Genomic DNA, 21,367 nt, shown 5'->3' with positions numbered 1-21,367 from the left:
CAATTAACTTAAACAATTTTTCATATTAATAATACCTTTGGATAATGCGGTCAACTCCCCTTTTTGTGGGAGGGTTAGTGGAGACGTAGATGCAGACAGACGACCGCAGGCTGGACGTCAAGATCAGCAATGGCTGGATTATTGATGGCTTGGCCACCCCGCGTTGGCGTGGTGATGTGGGTATTCGAGAAGGACGGATTGTCGCCGTGGGCGACTTGAGCGCCTGGCACGCCGATCAATCGGTGGACGCCAGCGGCCATGTGGTGGCTCCTGGATTTATTGATACTCACGGCCATGATGATTTGATGTTCATCGAGCGGCCTGTTCTGGACTGGAAAACCAGCCAGGGCATTACGACGGTTGTGGTCGGCAATTGTGGCGTCAGCGCTTTCCCGGCTCCTTTGCCTGGCAACTCGGCAGCGGCTTTGGCCTTGCTGGGCGATTCTCCCTTGTTTGCAGACATGGCGCAGTACGTGCAAGCCGTGCGAAACCTCAAGCCCATGATCAACGTGGCGGCTCTGGTCGGTCACGCGAATCTGCGCATGGCCGTGATGCAGGACCCCTTGTCCCAGCCGAATGCCGATGAACAAAAGGCCATGGAAGCCTTGCTGGCCAAGGCCTTGGAAGAAGGCGCCGTGGGCTTTAGTACCGGCCTGGCTTACGAGCCCGGCTGCATGGCCGAGCCGGCCGAACTGGAAGGTCTGGCCCGTGTTGCCGCTTCCAAGGGCTCCTTGCACACCAGCCATATTCGCAATGAAGGCGACACAGTGCAGGAGTCGGTAGAAGAAGTGCTGGCGGTAGGCCGCCAGACGCAGTGCGCCACCCTGGTGTCGCACCACAAGTGCATGATGCCGGCCAACTGGGGCCGCAGCAGCCATACCTTGGCCAATATTGATCGGGCCCGCGCTGATGGCGTGCAGGCCACCCTGGATATTTATCCCTATTCGGGCAGCTCCACGATCCTGATCCCCGAGCGCGCCCACACTATAGACCAGATTCGTATTACCTGGTCCGAGCCTCACCCCGAGTGCAATGGCCTGTATCTGGCCGAGATTGCCGAGCAGTGGGGCTGCGACCGGGAAACTGCCGCACGGCGTTTGCTGCCTGCTGGCGCGATTTATTTTGCGATGGACGAGAAAGAAGTCCAGCGCATTTTCAGCCACCCATGTTGCATGGTGGGCTCGGACGGATTGCCTGCGGATGCGCATCCCCACCCTCGTTTGTGGGGGAGTTTCACGCGCATTTTAGGGCGGTACGTACGCGAAGATGGCCTGATGTCCCTGGAGCAGGCGGTTGCCAAAATGACCGCCATGCCTGCCTCGGTCTTCGGGCTTGAAAACCGCGGCGTGTTGCAAGTCGGCGCCTGGGCGGATCTGGTGGTGTTTAATCCCGAAACGGTGCAAGATTGCGCCACCTGGGAAGAGCCCACCTTACCGTCTCAAGGTGTGCAGACCGTGTTTGTGAATGGCGTACAGGTTCACCCTGTTGCCCCGGAGCAGCGGCCCGGCCAGGTGCTTGATCGCGCCTTTGCCGCTCAGGCACAAAGCCTGGATGCGCCGATTATCCCGCTATAAGCGGCGCGTCGGACAAGAAAACAGTCGCCGTGATCTGGGGTGGTCAACCAGGGCAGGGCGATTGCATCACATGCAGGCCGGTTTTTGAAAACTGGCCAGGAAGGATCGTTAAGGAGACGACATGAGTGTCATTCAGCAACAAATGCCAACGGGCAAGCGCAATGCTGCCATGGTGGTGTTTTTAATTGGCATGGCGATTGCCTTGTACACCCACTTTTACATGCCGGGTGAAAGCTCCCTGTGGGGCTTGACGCCGGTAGTGGTGTTTGCGCTTATCGCCTTGTTGGGTGTGGATATTGTTCTGGCCACGATTGGTGCGATTGTATTGGGTGCCATCATGACCAGTACGACGCCCATTGCCATGGGCAAACTGCTGGCCGAGTCCCTGGGCTCGTTTATTGCGGTTGTGGGTTTGATTATTGTGCTGGGCGCCGGGGTGGGTGAAGTGGCCGCCCGTACAGGTGCTGCCGAGCAATTGGTGCGAGCCATTGTGAAGCGTATTGGCTTGTCCAATCCGGTGCGTGTGCGTCTGGGCATCATGGTGGCCTCCACCCTGATCTGTGGCGCTCTGGGTACGCTGGCTGGCGGTAACGCCATTATTGCTGCGGTGGTGATTCCAATTGCTGCGGCCGTACGTCTGTCCCCTCCCGCTGTGGCTGCCTTGTTCCAAAGCGCCGGTTCCGCCGGTCTGGTGCTGGGCCCATTCACCCCTAACGTGGTGACCGTCACGGGTCTGACTGGCCTGAGCTACACCGATTACCTGCTGGTTGCCGGTCTGCCCATGGCCGCTGCTACCTTGCTGACGGGCTGGTTCATGTCCGGTCGTATTCAGAAGATGACCAAGGATCATTTCCAGTACGAAGAAGCCTCCCAAGGTCAGGCTGCTTTTGACGTGAACGCCAAGGCTTCGCCCAAGGCTGTGCGTGCTGCCTGGGCCTTCTGCATCACCATCGTGGGTCTGGCTGCAGTGGGTATCGCCTCCAAAGCCGGCTTTGCTTACGCCATTATCGTGATGGTGTCCCTGGGTGCAGCAACCGGTCTGGCCGGTGGCATGAACCCACGTGAAATTTTGCAGGCCATGTATGCCGGTGCGGGCAAGCTGATCTGGATTTTCTTCCTGTTCTGGCTGTTCAACCCGGTGCTGGTGCTGGTGGATCAGTTGAACGCCTATCACGCCTTGCTGGATTCGGTACAACCGTATCTGGTGGGTATTAGTGGCGCCGTGCTGTGCATGTTGATTGTGGCCTTTAACGTGGTCGGTCACATACCGGGTGCGGCCGTCGCGCAGATGACCTTTACTGCCAAGATTTTTGGCCCCGTTCTGGCTGCGGCTGGTGTGGGCCCTGCAGCTACCGCTGCCGTTATTCTGGGCAGCTCGCAGATTGACTGGTTTGGTCCTTTCCCTTCTTCGGACATGTTCGGCCAGATGGGCCTGGCGCGTTCCACTCAGCTCAAATACATGTTGTATAACGGCTGGGCGGTCATGATCATCAACTTGTTGATGTTCGCCGGTCTGTTCATGATTTTGGTCTGAGTACTGAAGGAGAGTGTGTATGTTTACCTTAGGAAGCGAGTTGCTGGATGCGCCACTGGTTCGTGAGCGCCTGCAGGAACGACTGGAGCCTTTGCTGACCCAGGAGTCCGCCCGTATTTCGATGGCGGTCTACGCTACCGACGGTACCTCCTTGTTCGAGTGGCATGCGCAGCGCGTCATGCCCTCGGCCAGCCTGATCAAAACGCCCATGCTCCTGTGCCTGCTCGAGCAAGTTGCCCAGGGCAAGCTATCGCTGGATACGGTTTACCCTCTGCCCGAGGGCGACCGTACCCCTGGCACCGGCATCTTGAGCCAACTGCCCGGCGTGCCCAGCCTGAGCCTGCGCGAGCTGGCCCTGCTGATGATTATCCTGAGCGATAACGTCGCCACCAATGCCCTGATCGACTTGCTGGGCATGGATAACATCAACGCCTGGAGCGCCCAGGCCGGTTTGCAGCATACGGATTTGCAGCGCCACATGATGGACATGAAGGCGCGCGAGGCCGGTAAAGACAACTGGACGACCGTTCAGGATGCCTGCTCGACCTTGCTGTACCTGTTGCATTCGCCTGCCTTGCCCGAAAACCTGCGTCAGCAGGGGCTGGACATGCTGGCCGATCAGCGCGAACGAGGTCACTTTGCGGCAATTTTGCCTTCTATCGCTCAACTGGCTCACAAGACCGGCTCCTTGCCCGGCTTGCGTCACGACGCCGGTATCTTGACGATGGGCGAACGCAGTGTGGTGCTGGCTGTGATGGCCGATGGCTTTACCGATGGCCGCACCAGCACCTCTCTATACGGTGGCCAGGGGGCGGGTGTCTTGTCCCGTCTGGCCTTGGAAACGGCCCGCGCCCTGCAGTACTGAGCCGGTCCGAATGGATAAAAGTATGTCTACGACACGTGTTGCCCTGGTTCAACTCGATAGCGGCCGTGACCGCCAAACCAATCTGGACCAGCTGGAACATTGGGTGCTGGCTGCCGCCAAGGACGGGGCACAATTGATTGTGACCCCCGAGTACAGCGATGTACGTGGTGATACGGAATGGTTGCAGCAAAACGCCACGCCTATTCCGGGTCTGGTGACGGATCACATGGCCAGCCTGGCGCGCCGTACCGGTGCCTGGATTCATCTGGGTTCCATGCACGAGCGTCGTCCTGATGATCATCGGCTGGGCAACACGAGCGTGACGTTCTCTCCAGAGGGCGAGATCGTGGCGCAATACCGCAAAGTGCATTTGTACGATGCGGTGGTGAACGGCCTGGAATACCGCGAGTCCGACGATTTCTGCCACGGCCAGCATCTGCAAAATGTGCAGGTCGGGGATCTGAATCTGGGCCTGAGCATTTGCTACGACATGCGCTTTGCCGAGCTGTTTCGTACTTTGCGTGCCCGTGGCGCAAATGTGCTGGTAGTGCCGGCTGCCTTTAATGTGCATACCGGCCGTGACCACTGGGAAGTGCTGTTGCGGGCCCGAGCCATTGAAAATCAGTGTTACGTGCTGGCCGCCGCGCAGATCGGCGGTCCCGGTCCTGCCATGCCTTGCCTGGGCCGCAGCATGATTATTGACCCTTGGGGCACCGTATTGGCCTGTATGCCTGATCATCCAGGCTATATCTGCGCCGATCTTGACCCCGCTCGCGTGCAGCGCATGCGTGAGTCACTTCCGGCCTGGCAGCACCGCCGGGGTGATCTGTATCCTATTCCTTCTTGATTGTGTGCTGAAACAGACTGGAGTCTGCCATGACCGTACCTGCTGCCTTTGAGTTTTATCCGGGCACTGCCCCCTTGTTGATTTCCATGCCCCACTCGGGCACCTACGTGCCTTCGGACTTGCTGGCGCGTTTTACGGAGTCAGCGCGTCAGGTGCCGGATACGGATTGGCATATTCCACGCTTGTATGAATGTGCCCAAAACTTGGGTGCGTCCGTGCTGGTGGCGACATATTCGCGTTTTGTGGTGGATCAGAACCGCCCGCCGGACAATGCCAGCCTGTATCCCGGTCAAAGTGTCACCAGCCTGTGTCCCGTGGACACGTTTGGCGATGAACCCATCTACCAGCCTGGCCAGGAGCCGGACGAGCGTGAGGTTGCCCAGCGTCGCGAGACCATCTGGTTGCCGTATCACCAGAAGCTGGAAGAAGAGCTGACGCGTTTGCTGGCCCTGCATGGCCGTGTGGTCCTGTGGGATGCGCATTCGATTCGTTCGGTCGTGCCGCGCTTTTTTGAAGGCCGTCTGCCGGATCTGAATTTCGGGACCGCCAATGGTCAGAGTTGCGATCCAGCCTTGAGCGAACGTCTGATGAAAACCGCCTCGGCCAACAAAGATTACAGCAGCGTGTTGAATGGTCGTTTCAAAGGTGGCTACATTACCCGCCACTATGGCCGTCCCGAGCAGAACATCCATGCTGTGCAGCTGGAAATGGCACAGTGCTGCTATATGGAAGAGCAGTGGCCCTTTGAGTACAAGGAAGAGGCGGCCCGTAACATCCAGCCCCTGATCGAGGCCTTGCTGCGCGACGCGCTGGCCTTTGCGACCGAGTCGTAAATTCATCCTGAGCCCCGGCACAGACAGGCCGGGGCGCTACACTATCGCCTTGGCCACGGTGGCCGTAGAGCGATTCATTCATGTCTGACCTTTCCCCGCCCCTGTTCGAGAAACTGTGCTGTCCTTTGGACGGCTTGCCGCTCTCGTTTGAGGCTCCCAGCTGGCGCTGCCCCTCGGGCCATTGTTTCGATACGGCCAGCCAGGGCTATATCAATCTGCTTCCTGTACAAAACAAGCGCTCACGCGATCCGGGCGACAGCAAGGAAATGGTGGCCGCACGTCGTCGTTATCTGGAGTCCGGGGTGTATGAGCCTATCGCCGCCGGCGTGTGGCGTGCCTTGATGGATGGCCTGGAAGGGGAGGCGCCTTATGCCTGTCTGGATGCGGGCTGTGGCGAAGGCTATTACCCGCGTTATTTGCGTCAGCAGGATCAGGATGGGCAGTTGGCCCTGATTGGTCTGGATATTTCCAAGTGGGCCGTCATGGCAGCGGCGCGCAGTTCCTCGGACATACGTTGGCTGGTGGGTAGCAATGCTCAATTGCCCGTGCCGGATGGTGCTTTGGATGCCTTGCTGTGCATGTTTGGTTTTGCCGTGCCCGAGGAGTTCTTGCGGGCGTTGAAGCCGGGCGGTATCTGGGTGCAGGTGGAAGCGGGGCCAGACCATTTGCTGGAACTGCGCCGCATTATTTATCCGACCTTGAAAGCCGATAAGGACGAGACTCCGCAGTCCCCGGCCGGTTTCAGTCTGGAAGCTGTTGAACGTGTTCGTTGTCAGATCAGCCTTGATTCACAAGAGCAAATTGCCGATCTGCTCTTGATGACGCCGCATTTGTTCCGGGCCAGCGCGCAAGGGCTGGAGCAGGCTCGTCAATTGACGAGCCTGGATCTTCAGGTGGATGTGCGTATCAAGGTCTTGCGTCGTCTTTAAGCTGATCTGCTCTGAGCGTCGCTGGCGGCAGGGTCGCAAATTTCTACGCGGTTGCGTCCATTGCGCTTGGCCTTGTAAAGCGCTTCGTCCGCCAGTTTCAACACCGTGCTGTGTTCTCGGGCATGCAAGGGCCAGTGCGCCAGCCCAATGGAAATCGTAATGGGCGAGCCAGTTGGGCTATTGGTTTCGCTGATCAGAATGCGCAGGCGCTCGGCCAGTTGCACGGCCTGGTCTATATCCTGATCGGGCAGGAAAATACAGAACTCTTCACCCCCGACCCGACAGATCAGATCGGTATCGCGGGTACAGGCTCGCATGGTGTCGGCCAGAAAGCTCAGCACCAGATCGCCCACATCGTGCCCGTAGGTGTCGTTCACGCGTTTGAAGTGGTCAATATCCACCGTCAGTAAGGAAAAGGGGGTGTCCGTTTCCTTCCATTGTTGCAGCACAACAGCCATACCCCGGCGGTTATTCAGACCGGTCAGCGGGTCGGTATTGCGCTCCACATCCATGACGCCCATTTTGCGATTGACGCGCTTCAAACCCAGTAACATGGCCAGCTTGATCTGGCGGGACTCAAAATACCAGGCGTGAACTTGCTCGATGCGCGAACTGGCCTTGGCTGAGTCCAGGTGCGGAGCCTGGCGAGCCAGTTGTCGCAAAGGTTTGGCGATCAGCATGGCCAACATCCAGATCAGGATCTGCACGGCCAGGAAAAAGGGGATGGAATTGCGCAGTACCTTGCCCAGCAGGACTGTTAATTCATCCAGCACCACTTTGGTGGGGCTTTGCACTACGACTCCCCATTTCACATCGTTGCTGGGCGCGAAACCGGCCAGCATGTCTACGCCCTTCACGTTGCGCAGGGACAGGGCGTCACTCTCGCCCTGGCTGACAGCGTCAATGGCCGGGTTGCCGTGTATGACTTCGCCAATCCGGGCGACGTCACGGTGAAAAATCAGCCGTTTGTGCTGGTCAACTACATAAATGTAAGAACCATCACGGTAAAAGTGCTCGCCCAGCAAGGCGTTCAGGCTATTGGGCTCGTGCAGGTAGATGGAACCACCTACCAGGCCTTTGTAATTGCCTTCTGCATCAAAAATCGGGTGCGACAGGAAGATCAGCAAGCGCCCGGTGGCGGACAGATAGGGTGGGCTGACCACGGGTTTCCTGGTTTTCAGTGCCAGTTGCGTGCCTTCCCCCCGCAGTGTCGTGCCAAGCAGGTTGAGCTGTTGGGGAGCATTGGCCAGAACCCGGCCCTCGGTATTCAGAATCAAAACCGAGTTAAAGCTGTTGTTTTGTTCTTTCAGGCGCCTGACTTCGTCACGTAGCATGGGCTCGTTGCCCTGGTTCAGGGAACGGGAGAGTTCGTTGGCGCTATAACGAAGTTGCTGTTGCAAATTGGCGATGAAGGCATCGGTGCTGCTGGCCAGTTTCAACGCGTAGGCGCGGTTCTTTTCCAGAGCTTGCTCGATCAGCAAGGAACGTTCCGCTGAATAGGCTCCATACAAGGTGTAGCCCATGGTCAGCAGACTGCTGGCAGTCGCCAGCAGGAGAATCAGCCGGCGCAGATCAACAAAAAACATGAGGATGGGCGAATGCTCGAAGTAAAGGGAGGGGCGGGGGAGGCCGAACAGACGGTCGTAAGACGCCTAAAACATTATACGTAAAGAATGTTTCCGAGTTTGAGGAGGTGTGACCCAAGGCCACAGGAGGGACGCGGCGCAGGGCAGGGGATTACGCCAGAGTGTAAGATATGGAATGGTCTAGACCAATAGACAGTTACCACATGTGTATCGCTGGCTGGGTAGATTGGATGGTATCGGCCGGCACTTTTCCATGGAGATCCCGATATGAAAAGCGTAGATAGTTTTAAGGCTTTGCACCAGTTGGATGTCGGCGGGCAGTCCTACGACTACTATCGGTTAGATGCGGTTCGTGGAGATGGCCTGGATGTTGCCAGCCTGCCTTATGGCTTGAAGATCCTGCTGGAAAACTTGCTGCGCACCGAAGATGGTGGCGATGTCACGGCCGATGATATTCGCGCCCTGGCCGCCTGGGACCCTGCTGCCGAGCCCGATCGTGAAATCGCCTTTACCCCCGCACGCGTTGTGCTGCAGGACTTTACTGGTGTTCCAGCCGTTGTGGACCTGGCCGCCATGCGTGAAGCCATGCAGGCCTTGGGCGGTGACCCGCAGAAAATCAACCCCCTGGCACCGGTGGAGCTGGTTATTGACCACTCGGTGATCGTGGATGACTTTGGCAAGCCCAGCTCGTTTGAACGCAACGTGGAAATCGAATACGAGCGCAATATGGAGCGCTATCAGTTCCTGCGCTGGGGCCAAAGTGCTTTTGATAACTTCAAGGTCGTGCCACCGGGCACCGGTATTGTTCACCAGGTGAACCTGGAACATTTGGCCCGCGTGGTCTTTACGCGCGATGAACAAGGCCGTCAGCTGGCGTATCCCGATACCTGTGTGGGCACGGACTCGCACACGCCTATGGTGAACGGTCTGGGCGTGGTGGCCTGGGGCGTAGGCGGTATCGAGGCCGAAGCCGCCATGCTGGGTCAACCCATTTCCATGCTGATTCCCCGTGTCGTGGGTTTCAAGCTGACCGGTCAAATGCCTGAAGGCACCACCGCGACCGACCTGGTGCTGACGATTACCGATATGCTGCGTCAGCATGGGGTGGTCGGCAAGTTTGTAGAGTTCTACGGCCCCGGCGTCAGCGCTGTGCCTTTGGCCAACCGTGCCACTATCGGCAATATGAGCCCTGAATACGGCTCCACCATCTCCATGTTCCCGATTGACGAGGAAACCCTGCGTTATATGGAGCTGACGGGCCGCAGCAAAGAGCAGATCGAACTGGTGCGCGCCTACGCCAAGGCCCAGGGCCTGTGGCACGATCCTCAGCACGAGCCTCGTTATTCCGAGCGCCTGGAGCTGGATCTGTCCACCGTTGTTCCTTCGATTGCTGGTCCCAAGCGTCCCCAGGACCGCATTGCGCTGTCCTCGTCCAAACCTGCATTCCGTACCGCTGTGCGCGACTTGCTGGGCGACGATGTAGCGACCTACGATGAGGCCGTGGAAGAAAGCTTCCCCGCCTCGGACGTGCCTTCGCACAAACCGCCAGCACCCCGGAAAGCGGCGGTGGAGTTTACGCTGGCCGATGGCAGCAAGTGCACGCTGGATCATGGCTCGGTCGTCATTGCCGCGATTACTTCGTGTACCAATACCTCCAATCCCAGCGTCATGATGGCCGCCGGTCTGCTGGCCAAGAAAGCCGTGGAAAAGGGCTTGAGCCGCAAGCCTTGGGTGAAAACCAGTCTGGCCCCCGGGTCGCGCGTGGTCACGGACTACTACCAGCGTGCAGGCCTGACTTCCTATCTGGACAAGCTGGGTTTTGATCTGGTTGGCTACGGGTGCACCACTTGTATCGGTAACTCTGGTCCTTTGATTCCGGAAGTCAGCCAGGCCATTAACCAGAACGATCTGGCCGTGGTGTCCACGCTGTCCGGTAACCGCAACTTCGAGGGCCGTATTCACCCCGAAGTGAAGATGAACTACCTGATGTCGCCACCGCTGGTGGTCGCCTACGCCTTGGCGGGCACCATGGATATTGACCTGTACCACGAGCCTTTGGGGCAGGGCAGCGATGGCAAGGATGTATTCCTGAAAGACATCTGGCCGTCTGCCGCTGAAGTGCAGGATGTGATCAGCAAGGCGATTGCCTCGGATATGTACCGTGATGGTTATGCCGATGTGTTCGCCGGTGACGAGCGTTGGCGCTCTCTGCCTACCCCCAAAGGGGATCGTTTCGAGTGGCAGGATGATTCCACCTACGTGCGCAAACCGCCTTACTTCATTGATCTGATGCGCGATCCAAGCCCCGTCTCGGACATTCGCGGTGCGCGCGTGCTGGCCAAGCTGGGCGATTCGGTGACAACCGACCACATCAGTCCCGCCGGTTCGATTGCGCGTACCTCGCCTGCGGCAACGTACTTGATGGATCACGACGTCAAACCGCAGGATTTCAACTCCTACGGTTCGCGTCGTGGTAACCATGAAGTCATGATTCGCGGCACTTTCGCCAACGTGCGTCTGCGCAACCAATTGGCTCCGGGTACAGAAGGCGGCTATACACGCGACTTCACGCAAGATGGCGCACCAGTGGCCACGATTTACGATGCCTCGCGCAATTACTTGAATGCCGCTGTCCCGCTGGTGATTCTGGCCGGCAAGGAATACGGTTCGGGCTCTTCGCGTGACTGGGCGGCCAAAGGCACGGTGCTCTTGGGCGTGCGTGCCGTCATTGCCGAGTCCTACGAGCGTATTCACCGCAGCAACCTGCTGGGCATGGGCGTGATGCCTTTGCAGTTCCCAGCCGGTCAAAACGCCGAAACCTTGGGCCTGGCGGGGAATGAAGTCTTTGATATCGAAGGCATTACCGCCCTGAATCAGGACAAGATTCCCGAGAAGGTCAAAGTGCGTGCGGGCGATATCGAGTTCGAGGCCCTGGTCCGAATTGATACGCCTAGCGAAGCGCATTACTACCGTCACGGCGGTATCATGCAGTACGTTTTGCGGGGCTTGTTGAAGGCGTAAGCCCCGTAGCAGGCCCAGGCGTGTGCATGCACGCCCAACAGTGCGTCAGTTGTGCCCTGTGCAACTGGCGCACTGCTGTGTTTGAAGGGCCGGCACTGTTGCCGGCTTTTTGTTTGGATAAAGAAAAATGGCAAATACCCAAGAAGCATCTTGGTCTGAACTCCTGTCTGGTCGTAATGGCTTGCGCTCACTGGCCTTGGCCGGGGGCGTGGCCGTTCATGCGATCAACGTGTACGTGGCGACCACGATCCTGCCTTCGGTGGTGGAGGATATTGGCGGGCTGGAATACTACGCCTGGAATACGACCTTGTTCGTGGTGGCCTCGATTCTGGGCTCGGCCCTGTCGCCACAAGTTCTGGAAAAACTGGGTCTGCGGCACAGCTTCTTGATGTCCTTGCTGTTCTTTGCCATTGGCACGACTCTGTGCGCGGCAGCGCCTTCCATGCCTTTCCTGCTCTTTGCCCGCACGATTCAAGGTTTGGGTGGCGGCTTGCTGCTGGGTCTGAGCTATTCTTCGATCCGGCTGGTATTTGAAGAGCGACTTTGGCCGCGCGTCATGGCCTTGGTGTCCAGCATGTGGGGCGTAGCAACTTTGTCGGGCCCGGCGATTGGTGGGGTCTTTGCCCAGATGGGACAGTGGCGTCTGGCTTTCTGGAGTGTCCTTCCTTGCGCTGCTTTGCTGGCTATTCTGGTCTGGACGCAATTGCGCGATGCGCGTGCGCCTGAAACCCGTAAATCCGGTTCCACTTTGGGCAAGGTATTGCTGCTGACCGCTTCTGTGCTGGTCATGTCGGCGGGTAGCCTGTCTACGTCCTGGATGATCAATCTGGCCGGTGTGCTGGGCGGGGCTGTTCTGGTTTATTTGATGGCGCGTGCCGACAGCAAGTCCACCAGCCGCCTGTTTCCGCAGGGCACTTACTCCGTCAGCACGGCCTTGGGCAGCCTGTATGCCGGTATTGGTCTGGTCAGCGTGGCCGTGGCAACGGAAATTTTCATTCCCTATTTCCTGCAGATCATCCACCACATGAGCCCGCTGAAGGCAGGCTATCTGACGGCCTTGATGTCAGGCGGCTGGACCCTGGGTTCTATTGCCAGCTCCAGCCGGGGGCTGAAAACCGGGGATCGCATGATTATTGCCGGGCCTGTATTGTCGGGCCTGTCTCTGGTTGCGCTGGGTGTCTTTATCCCGTTGGAGGGTTTGAGTGAAGGCGTGGATTATTCCTGGGCCTTGTACCTGTCTTTATTGGGAGTCGGAGTGGGAATTGGCCTGGCCTGGCCGCATTTGCTGACGCGGGTATTTCATTCCGCGCCCAAGGGGCAGGAGAATATTGCCTCGGCCGCCATTACCACCTTGCAGTTGTTCACGATGGCATTGGGTGCGGCCTTGGCAGGAATCATCACGACAGCCTCGGGCTTTGTGAACCCCGGTGGGGTGCAGGGCGCACGCCAGTCGGCGCAGGCTCTGCTGTGGTTGTTTGCCCTGGCGCCCCTTCTTGCAGCCTTCTTGTCCGGGCCTGCGCGTCGGGTGCGCCCCAAGGCTTAGTCCTGGACGGTGCTTTTGGGCAGGCGGAACAGCTCTGGATCCGGGCCAAGACGGCCGTCGGCCTGATCCAGGCTGGCAATGGCGGCCATATCGGCTTCGCTTAGCTCAAAGCTGAAAATGTCCATATTGTCCCGCTGGCGCTCGGGGGAGTTGGACTTGGTAATCACCATATTGCCCAGCTGAATCTGCCAGCGCAGCATGATTTGCGCCACGGAACGGCCATGTTCCTTGGCAATCTTGTTCAACACCGGGTTGTCCCACAGCGTGCCCAATCCCAGCGGGCTCCAGGCTTGGGTCTGGATGGCGTGGTCTTCGTGGTAATGACGCGATTCCGCCTGCTGAAAGCCGGGGTGCAACTCAATCTGGTTCAGTACGGGCAGCACGCCTGTCTTGTCCAGCAAGGTTTGCAGGTGCTGGGGCAGGAAGTTGCACACACCAATCGACTTCACACGACCTTCATTGCGCAGATTGATCAGTGTCTCCCAAGTCTGGATGTACTGGCGGTTCTTGGGCACGGGCCAGTGAATCAGGTACAGATCCACATAATCCAGCTGCAGCTTGTCCATGCTTTCTTCAAAGCCAGCACGGGTGTTGTCGTGGCCATGCATGTCATTCCACAGCTTGGTGGTCACAAACAGCTCTTCGCGTGGCACCTTGGACTGACGAATCCCTTGGCCCACCTCGGCCTCGTTACCGTAGATGGCGGCGGTATCGATCAGGCGGTAGCCTGCTTCGATGCCACTGCACACCACATCGGCCGTTTGCTCGGCAGGTACCTGCCACACGCCCATGCCCAGTTGTGGCGCACGGTTATCGTCGTGGAAGGTGATTGTTGGGGGGGTAGTCGACATAGGTCTCTCCTCGGTTGAGTGCACGGCAAAACAGCCAGGACATGGCTGATGAAACCACCGCGCATTGGGAACGATCGGGCTCTAGAGTACAGGCGGTGTCAAAGCAAAAGTCCTTAAAAGGACCTGAATCCGCATGGGGTGGACACGCGAAGCTTGTACGTAGGCAGGAAATTAGCTTATTGTTTTTTGTCCTGCGGCGATTATAGAGGCGTCGACTGGATTTTTTCTTAAGATGTTGCAATCTGCATCATTCATAATCCCATATAAGCTTTAGCTCTATGGGATTCCAGCTGGAGTAAGTATGAGCGTACATACCACGCAGGTCCGCGTTAGCGTACCCGCCTTGATCGCCTGCAAGGGCAAACAAAAAATTGCTTCATTGACAGCCTACATCGCGCCTATCGCACGTATGCTGGACGAGCACCTGGATATGATTCTGGTGGGCGATTCGACCGCTATGGTGGGCTATGCCATGCCCGATACCTTAAGCATTACGGTCGATATGATGGCGGCCCATGCTGCTGCCGTGGTGCGTGCGACTCAACATGCTTGTATTGTCGTGGATATGCCGTTTGGCAGCTATCAGGAATCACCCCAGCAGGCATTTGCCAATGCATCGCGTATGCTCGCCATCAGCGGTGCCCAATCGGTGAAGCTGGAGGGTGGTCAGGCCATGGCTGAAACCACGCGCTTCCTGGTCGAGCGCGGCGTGCCCGTGCTGGCACACGTGGGTTTGATGCCCCAGTACGTCAACACCATGGGCGGTTACAAGGCTCAAGGCATGACAGATGCAGCTGCCCAGCGCGTGCTGGAGGACGCGGTGGCTCACGCACAGGCGGGTGCCTGGGGTGTGGTGCTGGAAGGGGTGGCAGAAGGTCTGGGTCGCCGTATTACTGAAACCATCGCCATTCCGACCATCGGTATCGGTGCTTCCCCCGCATGCGATGGCCAGGTTCTGGTGACGGAAGACATTCTGGGTCTGACCAATGGCAAGATCCCCAAATTCGCCAAACCTTACGCGGATGTGGGCGCCTTGATCTCCCAGGCAGCCGGTCAATACGCGGCTGAAGTGCGTGATGGTTCTTTCCCCACGCTGGATCAATGTTTCGGTGTGAAACGCTAGTCCGGCTAACTATTCCGCATTAGAATATTCCGTGTTGATAAATGCGGCATTCACATAGAACGACATGGAAATTCGCCAATTAGAAGCCTTTGCAGCGGTGATGTCTGCTGGCAGTGTTACCGCTGCCGGCCGACTGCTGGACCGCTCTCAACCAGTGGTTAGCCGCCAGATCCAGGAGCTGGAACAGGAACTGGGCTTCAGGCTTTTTACCCGCACCCGTCCGCAGGTCACCTTGACTGAACAAGGGCGCGAGTTCTATCTGGAAGCCCGGCCCGTCTTGATGAATCTGGAGGTGCTGCAAAGCCGCGCTCTGGAAATCGCCCGTGGGGGCCTGCGACCTCTGCGCATCGTGACTACTCACGCCTTGGCGATTGGCCTGGTGCCGCAAGCGCTGGGCATCATGGAGCAGCACGATCCGGCCTTCAAGCAAAAGCTGATTATTGATACGGTAAAGCCGGAAGAAGTGGTGCAAGCCATTGACGAAGGACGGGCCGATCTGGCGGTGACCAGTTTGCCGCTGGACATTGATGGCTGCACCTTGCATTGGTCAGGTCAAAGCCCGTGCCTGCTGGGCATGGCCGTCAATCATCCCCTGGCCAAACAGGAACTGGTGCGTCTCAGTGATATTCAGGGCACCCCCCTGATTTCCATCCAGAACCGCCACCGCTTGCGCCATACCCTGGCAACCGCCTTGCTGCGTGCCAGTCCGGAAGCCCCGGAAGATATCCGTCATATCGAGGTTGCCTCCTCGTTGGAGGGTCTGGTTCTGGCCAGCCAAGGGGTAGGCGTGTCCTTGATTGACCCCTTTACCGCCCACGGCCTGCCACTGCCCAACGTCGTGCTGCGCCCGATTGATATCCACGTGCCTTATATGGTCGGTGTGGTGTCCTTGCGATCCCGCGAACTGCGTCCGGATGCGCAGCGCCTGGTCGAAGCCATGCGGCAGTATGTGCTGCAATTCATCCCGCGCTTTGTGCTGGGGGACGACACCGGCTTGCCAAGCACGCAAGACCCGTTTGACTCGCTGTAATCAACACGCTTGTTGATCAAGGCTTGGGCGGCTTTGCTGGATGCTCGTCCGCCTCTGCAGGCCTTAGGGGATCATCGCGTACGCCAGAACTTCCAGCTTCATGCCCGGCTCCACCAAGGCCGCAACGCCAACACTGGCGCGGTTGGGGAAGGGCGCGGAGAAAAACTCTCTGTACACCTTGTCGATGCTGTCCATGTCGGCAACATCGGTCATGTAGATCAGCACCTGGGTGACATTGTCCAGGCTGCCACCGGCCGCTTGCGTGGCCCGTTGCAGATTGGCAAAGGTCAGGCGAGCTTGCTGCTCGATGCTTCCCGTATCAATGCTGCCGTCCGGCCGCACAGGTCCGTTCACCGTAAACAGCATTTCCCCTTTGGCTTTGACGGCCCAGGAAAATGCTTGCTTCAGGGGTGGCAGTCCGACGTCGACAACTTGTTTCATCACTTGCTCCGAGTAGAGGTGACCGGCAAGGACGCAAAGAGCGCGTGCGTGGCATCGCCCAAGCGGGTGTTGGGACGAGCCTGGTCAAGAATGACATCGAAGTGGTTGCGTGCTGGCATTTCGATGGGGGGCAGATACCGGGCTCCCACTGCATTCAGCGCATCGGCAAAAGCCTGACTCTGGCGTTTGAACTCCGAGGTTTCGATTTCTCCCCAGCTGATGACGGTGGGCGGAAAGCCTGTCAGATCAAGGAGTTGGGGGCTGATTGCCCGTGCGCTCGCCACGTCCAGAGACAGTGCCTCATTGATGCTGGTGCCAATCAGGGGCTGCAGGTCGTAAATGCCTGAAACCAGTACCGCCGCTGCGGGTGCCCCTACGGGTAAATCGGCATCATCTTTCCATCCACGCAAGCAGCACATGGCCGCCAGATGCGCGCCGGCAGAACTGCCGGACACGACGATACGTTGCGGGTCAAAGCCCAGCTCTTCGCCGTGTTGGTGCAGCCAACGCAGTGCCTGGCGGCATTCCAGTACCATCTCGTGGACAGAGGCTTGCGGTGCCAAGGTGTAATCGATAGCGGCAAAGGCAATGCCGGCCTCGATGCAGTCCGGGGCCGAGAATAAAGAGGAGGCCTTGGAAAGTTCCTGCCAGTAGCCGCCATGAATAAACAGTAGCAGCGGCGGGAGGGATTCCGAGTCGCGGGGCGTAGGTAAAAAGAGGTCAAGCTTATGCGCGGCGGCACTGCCATAGGCAAGCTCGGCATGCCGAGCTCCGCTTTGCAAGGCCGCTGCGCTAAGCGTGGCGTAGTCCTCGATATAGGGCGCATAGTTTCCGCCTATACAGGAGCTGGGCGAATATTCGCGTTCGCGCTCCTGCGCGGAGAGTAAGTCGTGTGGAGACTGCATTACAGCGCTGTCCGAACAGTCCAGATCTCGGGGAACAGCACCACATCCAGCATCTTGCGCAGGTAGCTGACGCCGCCTGTGCCACCGGTGCCGCGCTTGAAGCCAATAACGCGTTCAACCGTGGTGACATGGCGGAAACGCCAAAGACGGAAGGCGTCCTCAATGTCGGTCAGTTTCTCGCCCAGCTGGTACAAATCCCAATGTGCATGCGGGTCACGGTAAACCTGCAACCAGGCGGCTTCGACCTCGGGGCTGGCCACGTAGGGCTGCGTCCAGTCACGGTCCAGATAGTCAGCGGGAATGTGGAAACCTTGGCGGGCCAGCAGGCGCAGCGATTCGTCGTACAGCGAAGGCGCACGGTAGGCCGCTTCCACTTGGCGGAGCAGGTCCGGGCGGTGTGCATGTGGCTTGAGCATGGCGGCGTTCTTGTTGCCCAGAGCAAATTCAATGCAGCGATATTGCGCGCTTTGAAAGCCGCTGGAACTGGCCAGATAAGGCCGCATGGCGGTGTATTCCGGCGGGGTCATGGTCGACAGCACAGTCCATGCACTGACCAGTTGCTCCATGATGCGCGAGACACGCGCCAGCATCTTGAAGCTGTCGGCATAGCGGTCGGCGGCGACCGATGCGGTGGCCGCATTCAGTTCGTGCAGCATCAGTTTCATCCAGAGTTCGCTGGTCTGGTGCTGAATGATGAACAGCATTTCGTCGTGGGCAGGCGAGAGCGGGTGTTGAGCGCCCAGCACCTCGTCCAGGTGCAAGTAGTCGCCATAGCTCATGGATTGGCTGAAATCCAACTGCGCTTTTTCTTCCGAAACAATGCGCTCTGTCTCGCCGATTCCCTTGTCAGCCGATGCTTTGGAAGCATTCATTTGTTCTGTTCCCGGTACGTTAATAATGATCTGTGCGACCTGTTAAACAGGTCGCGTGGGTCGATAGAAAACCATAGTCGCGTTGCGCGCCGAGGGGAGCTTGCAATGCATCTTGCCCGAAGGTCTCCATCAGCGGCAGGATGCGGTCACCCGAGTGGGCGGGCAGAGGGGTGAAGCTGAAATTTCTCTGTGGTTTCATGATTTCATCCCACTTAAATTTATGCGTTGATCTTATGGATTTAAGGGTCTTGCGCCAAGCTGTTTTTTATAGAAGCATAACTTTTTCTGAAAAACTTAAAAAACGGGTTTTTTTATGCAAATAGAACTGGATGAGGTGGACTGCAGTTTGCTGGCCGAGCTCCAAAGAAACGCCCGGCTCACAACAAGCGAGCTGGCGCAAAAAGTGGGCATATCGCAGTCGCCCTGCTGGCGCCGGATTCGACGCATGGAAGAAGCCGGGCTTATTTCAGGCTACCACGCCCGGCTGGATCGTCGTGGCCTGGGCTATGGCGTGGTGGCCTTCGTCAGCATCAGTGTGGACTTTCAAAATGAAGAACGTTCGGTGCAGTTTGTAGAGGCCGTGCGTGATATTCCGGAGGTGGTGATGTGCCACGGCATTGCCGGTCCGGCGGATTTTTTGCTGATGGTCGTGGCCAAGGATCTGGACAGCTATTCGGAATTGTTGCAACGAAAATTGCATCGTTTACCGGGTGTTCGGCAAGCGCAGACCAGTTTTTCCTTGCAGGAATTCAAGGGCCTTAACGAGCTGCCAATCCCAGCAATGGCCGGCCCTGCAGCCTAATTACGTATCCTGCAAAACTTGATGCGCTGCTCGCTCATCATGCCTGTCGAGTCGCACATCACGAATCAGGTGGCTAAGGGTTAGCTCTGATTTGTTGCCGTAGAAGTCCGTCCTTAGAATTGATCAAAAATCACAAATCTTTGCTCGAATTCACGTTGTGACGGAATTTAATGAAACATTCAGATGATGCAAGCACAAGCGCTCCGCTCGAAGCTTTTCAACCCATCGTTCGGCAATCCGTCAACGAAGCGGTCTATCAAGCCCTACGTAACAAGCTGATGCACGGTGAGTACCGTGCGGGCCAAGTGCTTGGCATTCAGTACCTGGCCGATGCGCTGGGCACCAGCACCATGCCCGTGCGCGAAGCACTGCGCCGTCTGGTGGCACAGCAGGGACTGGAGCCTTTGCCTAATGGCACCACCCGTGTTCCTTTGATCACCAAAGCTTGCCTGAGCGATATTCGCCGCGCCCGTGTTTTGATCGAAGGCACCGTCACCGAATGGGCGGGTCCTTTTCTTACCCCGTCCTTGCTGGATCAGCTGGAGCAACTGGCGCAAGAAATCACCCAAGAGCGCCGCACGCCTAAAGGCGTGGCCAGCAGTCTGGAAAAAAACCGGATCTTTCATTTCACGATTTACGGAGCCGCTCAGTCTCCCGTCATGCTCGCCATGATCGAGAGCCTGTGGCTGCAGTCGGGCGCTTACTTGCGTGAAACCCGCGAGCAGCTGCACAACGAAGACTCTGCCGATCACCTGCACGAATCCACCGTCAAAGCGCTGCGCGCGGGCAAGTTTGCCCAGGCGCGCCAATACATTCAGGAAGATGTTTCCTGGATCTTCGACCGCTTGGACCTGGCCGATTAAGTCGATCTCTCAACTACTCATCACCACCAAAGACCATGCTAAAAAAACATAGATCAAAAGCAGTGACCGAGGGCGTGACTCGCACCCCACACCGAGCCTTTCTGCGTGCAACAGGCCTGGACGATGATGATCTGGACCGTTCGATGGTCGCCATCATTGGAACCGCCGGAGACAACACACCCTGTTCCAAATCGCTGGGCCCGCAAGCAGACAGCGTGCGCCTGGGTGTAGCCCAAGGTGGTGGTGTACCCGTCATGATGAACACGATTTCCGTGTCCGATGGCACCTCCATGAACCACGCTGGTATGCGCATGAGCCTGGTCTCGCGCGAGATGATTGCCGACAGCATGGAAATAGCCGTGCGTGGCCATGCCTATGACGCTCTGGTTGGTTTGGGCGGTTGCGACAAGACGCTGCCCGGCACCCTGATGGCCATGGCGCGCCTCAATGTCCCTTCGGTTTTCATTTACGGTGGCTCCATGTTGCCGGGCTACTCGCCCGATGGCACTGAAAACACGGTGCTGACTGCCATTGAGGGTGTGGGTCGTTATCAGACTGGTGCGATTTCCCTGGAGCAACTGCACGGCATTGAGCGCACCTGTGCCATGACCGTGGGCTCCTGTCCGGGCCAGTTCACCGCCAATACCATGGGTATGGTGGCAGAGGCTTTGGGCCTGTCTTTTCTGGGTTCTTCGACCACGCCCGCCGTATACAGCCAACGACACGCGCTGGCTCGCCGCGCCGGTCGTCGCGTGATGGAGATTCTGGAACATGGTGGTCCTTTGCCGCGTGATCTCATCACCCGTAAAAGCCTGGAAAATGCCACTGCTGCTGTTGCTGCGACTGGCGGATCGACCAATGTGGCCTTGCATATTCCTGCCATTGCGCACGAAGTCGGTATTCGTTTCACCACGGACGATATGGCCGAGGTGTTCAATCGCACGCCGTTGATTGCCGACTTGCAGCCCGGTGGCCGTTATCTGGCTCGTGATCTGGACGTGATCGGCGGGGTGCCCGTAGTGCTCAAGGCCCTCTTGAAGAGCGGCCACCTGCACGGCGATGCCTTGACCATTACCGGCGAAACCTTGGCCGAGGCTCTGGAAAACTTTCCCGATGTAGATGGTCGTATCGTGCGCAGCAGCGATCAGCCCATTCACGCGTCGGGCGGCCTGGTCGTGCTCAAGGGCAATTTGTGCCCCGATGGTGCCTTGCTGAAGATTGCTGGCTTGAAGTCTCTGGTTTTTGAAGGCCGCGCTCGCGTTTTTGAAACCGAAGAAGACTGCATGGCGGTGGTGTCCAAGCAGGCCTATGAGGCTGGCGACGTACTGATTATCCGTAACGAAGGTCCTAAAGGCGGCCCCGGTATGCGCGAGATGCTAAGTGTCACTGCCGCTATTTATGGTCATGGCAATGGCGAAAAAGTGGCACTGCTGACGGATGGCCGTTTCTCCGGTGCGACACGCGGCATGTGTATCGGCTATGCCAGCCCTGAAGCAGCAGCCGGTGGGAACATCGGTTTGGTAAAAGACGGCGACCGTATCACCATCGACGCCACGCAAAGCAGCATGCAGCTGCATGTGTCCGAGGAGGAACTGGCTGCACGCAGAGAGCAATGGAAACCCTACGTACGAGATCGTTTGGCTGGCGCGCTGGAGAAGTACGCACGCCTGGTTGGACCGACCAATGAAGGGGCAGTGACCCATTCGGGTGCTGCCGAGTGGCCGCAAGAACAGCTTGAGGACGTATAA

General features: G+C 58.0%; 19 protein-coding genes. 13 read left to right on the top strand and 6 right to left on the bottom strand.

The annotated features are described in order from the left end of the window. Positions 1–89 precede the first annotated feature (89 nt). The 6 genes from U2949_RS08540 to U2949_RS08515 all read left to right on the top strand — a co-directional run bounded on the left by U2949_RS08540 (position 90) and on the right by U2949_RS08515 (position 6,582). Positions 90–1,574 carry an N-acyl-D-amino-acid deacylase family protein gene (locus U2949_RS08540; RefSeq protein WP_321287169.1) on the top strand — a complete coding sequence of 495 codons (1,485 nt, stop codon included), beginning with the start codon at positions 90–92 and terminating at the stop codon, positions 1,572–1,574. A gap of 121 nt (positions 1,575–1,695) precedes the next feature. Then, positions 1,696–3,108, top strand: a complete 1,413-nt coding sequence (locus tag U2949_RS08535; RefSeq protein ID WP_026483608.1) for a hypothetical protein — start codon at positions 1,696–1,698, stop codon at positions 3,106–3,108. 19 nt (positions 3,109–3,127) lie between these two features. Further along, positions 3,128–3,973, top strand: a complete 846-nt coding sequence (locus U2949_RS08530) for a serine hydrolase (RefSeq protein WP_026483609.1) — start codon at positions 3,128–3,130, stop codon at positions 3,971–3,973. A 22-nt stretch (positions 3,974–3,995) separates the two neighbouring features. Continuing rightward, a complete protein-coding gene (locus U2949_RS08525; RefSeq protein WP_026483610.1) occupies positions 3,996–4,820 on the top strand; it encodes a carbon-nitrogen hydrolase family protein in 825 nt (274 codons plus the stop codon). Positions 4,821–4,849: 29 nt separating this feature from the next. Beyond that, entirely contained in the window at positions 4,850–5,653 is an 804-nt protein-coding gene (gene hutG, locus U2949_RS08520) for an N-formylglutamate deformylase (RefSeq protein ID WP_257722902.1), read from the top strand. 80 nt (positions 5,654–5,733) lie between these two features. Then, positions 5,734–6,582, top strand: coding sequence for a putative RNA methyltransferase (locus U2949_RS08515; protein WP_257722903.1), 849 nt, complete (start codon positions 5,734–5,736; stop codon positions 6,580–6,582). Here U2949_RS08515 and U2949_RS08510 read toward each other — a convergent pair. Continuing rightward, the gene (locus tag U2949_RS08510; protein WP_257722904.1) at positions 6,579–8,168 is read right to left on the bottom strand and encodes a sensor domain-containing diguanylate cyclase; all 1,590 of its coding nucleotides are present in this window, start codon (positions 8,166–8,168) and stop codon (positions 6,579–6,581) included. The genes U2949_RS08515 and U2949_RS08510 overlap by 4 nt on opposite strands. Before the next feature lie 267 nt (positions 8,169–8,435). Here U2949_RS08510 and acnA point away from each other — a divergent pair, with 267 nt between their 5' ends. Then, positions 8,436–11,189: an aconitate hydratase AcnA gene (gene acnA, locus U2949_RS08505; protein ID WP_321287165.1), complete on the top strand. Its 2,754-nt coding sequence runs from the start codon at positions 8,436–8,438 to the stop codon at positions 11,187–11,189. Between the two features lie 127 nt (positions 11,190–11,316). Further along, positions 11,317–12,732 carry an MFS transporter gene (locus tag U2949_RS08500; RefSeq protein WP_321287163.1) on the top strand — a complete coding sequence of 472 codons (1,416 nt, stop codon included), beginning with the start codon at positions 11,317–11,319 and terminating at the stop codon, positions 12,730–12,732. Here the strand turns inward: U2949_RS08500 and U2949_RS08495 are convergent. After that, positions 12,729–13,583 carry an aldo/keto reductase gene (locus tag U2949_RS08495; protein ID WP_022983645.1) on the bottom strand — a complete coding sequence of 285 codons (855 nt, stop codon included), beginning with the start codon at positions 13,581–13,583 and terminating at the stop codon, positions 12,729–12,731. The genes U2949_RS08500 and U2949_RS08495 overlap by 4 nt on opposite strands. 301 nt (positions 13,584–13,884) lie before the next feature. Here U2949_RS08495 and panB point away from each other — a divergent pair, with 301 nt between their 5' ends. Next, entirely contained in the window at positions 13,885–14,706 is an 822-nt protein-coding gene (gene panB, locus U2949_RS08490) for a 3-methyl-2-oxobutanoate hydroxymethyltransferase (RefSeq protein ID WP_009456821.1), read from the top strand. 64 nt (positions 14,707–14,770) lie between these two features. After that, the gene (locus U2949_RS08485; protein ID WP_009456820.1) at positions 14,771–15,736 is read left to right on the top strand and encodes a LysR family transcriptional regulator; all 966 of its coding nucleotides are present in this window, start codon (positions 14,771–14,773) and stop codon (positions 15,734–15,736) included. 63 nt (positions 15,737–15,799) lie between these two features. Here the strand turns inward: U2949_RS08485 and U2949_RS08480 are convergent, their stop codons facing one another. Genes U2949_RS08480 through U2949_RS08465 form a run of 4 tightly spaced genes read right to left on the bottom strand, consistent with a single transcriptional unit; the run spans position 15,800 to position 18,153 of the window. After that, complete coding sequence (locus tag U2949_RS08480; RefSeq protein WP_257722907.1) at positions 15,800–16,177, bottom strand: RidA family protein; 378 nt, start codon at positions 16,175–16,177, stop codon at positions 15,800–15,802. Continuing rightward, positions 16,177–17,082: an alpha/beta hydrolase gene (locus U2949_RS08475; protein WP_321287158.1), complete on the bottom strand. Its 906-nt coding sequence runs from the start codon at positions 17,080–17,082 to the stop codon at positions 16,177–16,179. The genes U2949_RS08480 and U2949_RS08475 overlap by 1 nt, the downstream gene beginning before the upstream one ends. Continuing rightward, a complete protein-coding gene (gene kynA / locus U2949_RS08470; protein ID WP_051316279.1) occupies positions 17,082–17,954 on the bottom strand; it encodes a tryptophan 2,3-dioxygenase in 873 nt (290 codons plus the stop codon). The genes U2949_RS08475 and kynA overlap by 1 nt, the downstream gene beginning before the upstream one ends. A 19-nt stretch (positions 17,955–17,973) precedes the next feature. After that, positions 17,974–18,153 (bottom strand): hypothetical protein, encoded by a 180-nt coding sequence (locus tag U2949_RS08465; protein WP_257722910.1) that lies wholly within the window; start codon positions 18,151–18,153, stop codon positions 17,974–17,976. 114 nt (positions 18,154–18,267) lie between these two features. Here U2949_RS08465 and U2949_RS08460 point away from each other — a divergent pair, with 114 nt between their 5' ends. The 3 genes from U2949_RS08460 to ilvD all read left to right on the top strand — a co-directional run bounded on the left by U2949_RS08460 (position 18,268) and on the right by ilvD (position 21,367). Continuing rightward, positions 18,268–18,756, top strand: a complete 489-nt coding sequence (locus U2949_RS08460; protein WP_257722911.1) for an Lrp/AsnC family transcriptional regulator — start codon at positions 18,268–18,270, stop codon at positions 18,754–18,756. A gap of 170 nt (positions 18,757–18,926) precedes the next feature. Further along, the gene (locus U2949_RS08455; protein ID WP_257722912.1) at positions 18,927–19,619 is read left to right on the top strand and encodes a GntR family transcriptional regulator; all 693 of its coding nucleotides are present in this window, start codon (positions 18,927–18,929) and stop codon (positions 19,617–19,619) included. Between the two features lie 35 nt (positions 19,620–19,654). Then, on the top strand, positions 19,655–21,367 hold the full coding sequence (gene ilvD / locus U2949_RS08450; protein WP_257722913.1) for a dihydroxy-acid dehydratase: 1,713 nt from the start codon (positions 19,655–19,657) through the stop codon (positions 21,365–21,367).

The sequence above is a fragment of the Alcaligenes phenolicus genome (genome assembly GCF_032063905.1).
GTDB lineage: Bacteria > Pseudomonadota > Gammaproteobacteria > Burkholderiales > Burkholderiaceae_B > Alcaligenes > Alcaligenes phenolicus.
Note: the sequence above shows the minus strand (reverse complement) of the source record. Positions and strands in the feature narration are given on the sequence as shown.

Bases quoted from the DNA above. Each gene is read 5' to 3' on its own strand.
- U2949_RS08525 (WP_026483610.1), top strand. From the start codon at position 3,996: ATGTCTACGACACGTGTTGCCCTGGTTCAACTCGATAGCGGCCGTGAC.
- panB (WP_009456821.1), top strand. From the start codon at position 13,885: ATGAGCGTACATACCACGCAGGTCCGCGTTAGCGTACCCGCCTTGATC.
- U2949_RS08455 (WP_257722912.1), top strand. From the start codon at position 18,927: ATGAAACATTCAGATGATGCAAGCACAAGCGCTCCGCTCGAAGCTTTT.
- ilvD (WP_257722913.1), top strand. From the start codon at position 19,655: ATGCTAAAAAAACATAGATCAAAAGCAGTGACCGAGGGCGTGACTCGC.
- U2949_RS08495 (WP_022983645.1), bottom strand. From the start codon at position 13,583: ATGTCGACTACCCCCCCAACAATCACCTTCCACGACGATAACCGTGCG.
- acnA (WP_321287165.1), top strand. From the start codon at position 8,436: ATGAAAAGCGTAGATAGTTTTAAGGCTTTGCACCAGTTGGATGTCGGC.
- U2949_RS08515 (WP_257722903.1), top strand. From the start codon at position 5,734: ATGTCTGACCTTTCCCCGCCCCTGTTCGAGAAACTGTGCTGTCCTTTG.
- U2949_RS08465 (WP_257722910.1), bottom strand. From the start codon at position 18,153: ATGAAACCACAGAGAAATTTCAGCTTCACCCCTCTGCCCGCCCACTCG.
- kynA (WP_051316279.1), bottom strand. From the start codon at position 17,954: ATGAATGCTTCCAAAGCATCGGCTGACAAGGGAATCGGCGAGACAGAG.
- U2949_RS08535 (WP_026483608.1), top strand. From the start codon at position 1,696: ATGAGTGTCATTCAGCAACAAATGCCAACGGGCAAGCGCAATGCTGCC.
- U2949_RS08460 (WP_257722911.1), top strand. From the start codon at position 18,268: ATGCAAATAGAACTGGATGAGGTGGACTGCAGTTTGCTGGCCGAGCTC.
- U2949_RS08475 (WP_321287158.1), bottom strand. From the start codon at position 17,082: ATGCAGTCTCCACACGACTTACTCTCCGCGCAGGAGCGCGAACGCGAA.
- U2949_RS08510 (WP_257722904.1), bottom strand. From the start codon at position 8,168: ATGTTTTTTGTTGATCTGCGCCGGCTGATTCTCCTGCTGGCGACTGCC.
- U2949_RS08540 (WP_321287169.1), top strand. From the start codon at position 90: ATGCAGACAGACGACCGCAGGCTGGACGTCAAGATCAGCAATGGCTGG.
- U2949_RS08480 (WP_257722907.1), bottom strand. From the start codon at position 16,177: ATGAAACAAGTTGTCGACGTCGGACTGCCACCCCTGAAGCAAGCATTT.
- U2949_RS08530 (WP_026483609.1), top strand. From the start codon at position 3,128: ATGTTTACCTTAGGAAGCGAGTTGCTGGATGCGCCACTGGTTCGTGAG.
- hutG (WP_257722902.1), top strand. From the start codon at position 4,850: ATGACCGTACCTGCTGCCTTTGAGTTTTATCCGGGCACTGCCCCCTTG.
- U2949_RS08485 (WP_009456820.1), top strand. From the start codon at position 14,771: ATGGAAATTCGCCAATTAGAAGCCTTTGCAGCGGTGATGTCTGCTGGC.
- U2949_RS08500 (WP_321287163.1), top strand. From the start codon at position 11,317: ATGGCAAATACCCAAGAAGCATCTTGGTCTGAACTCCTGTCTGGTCGT.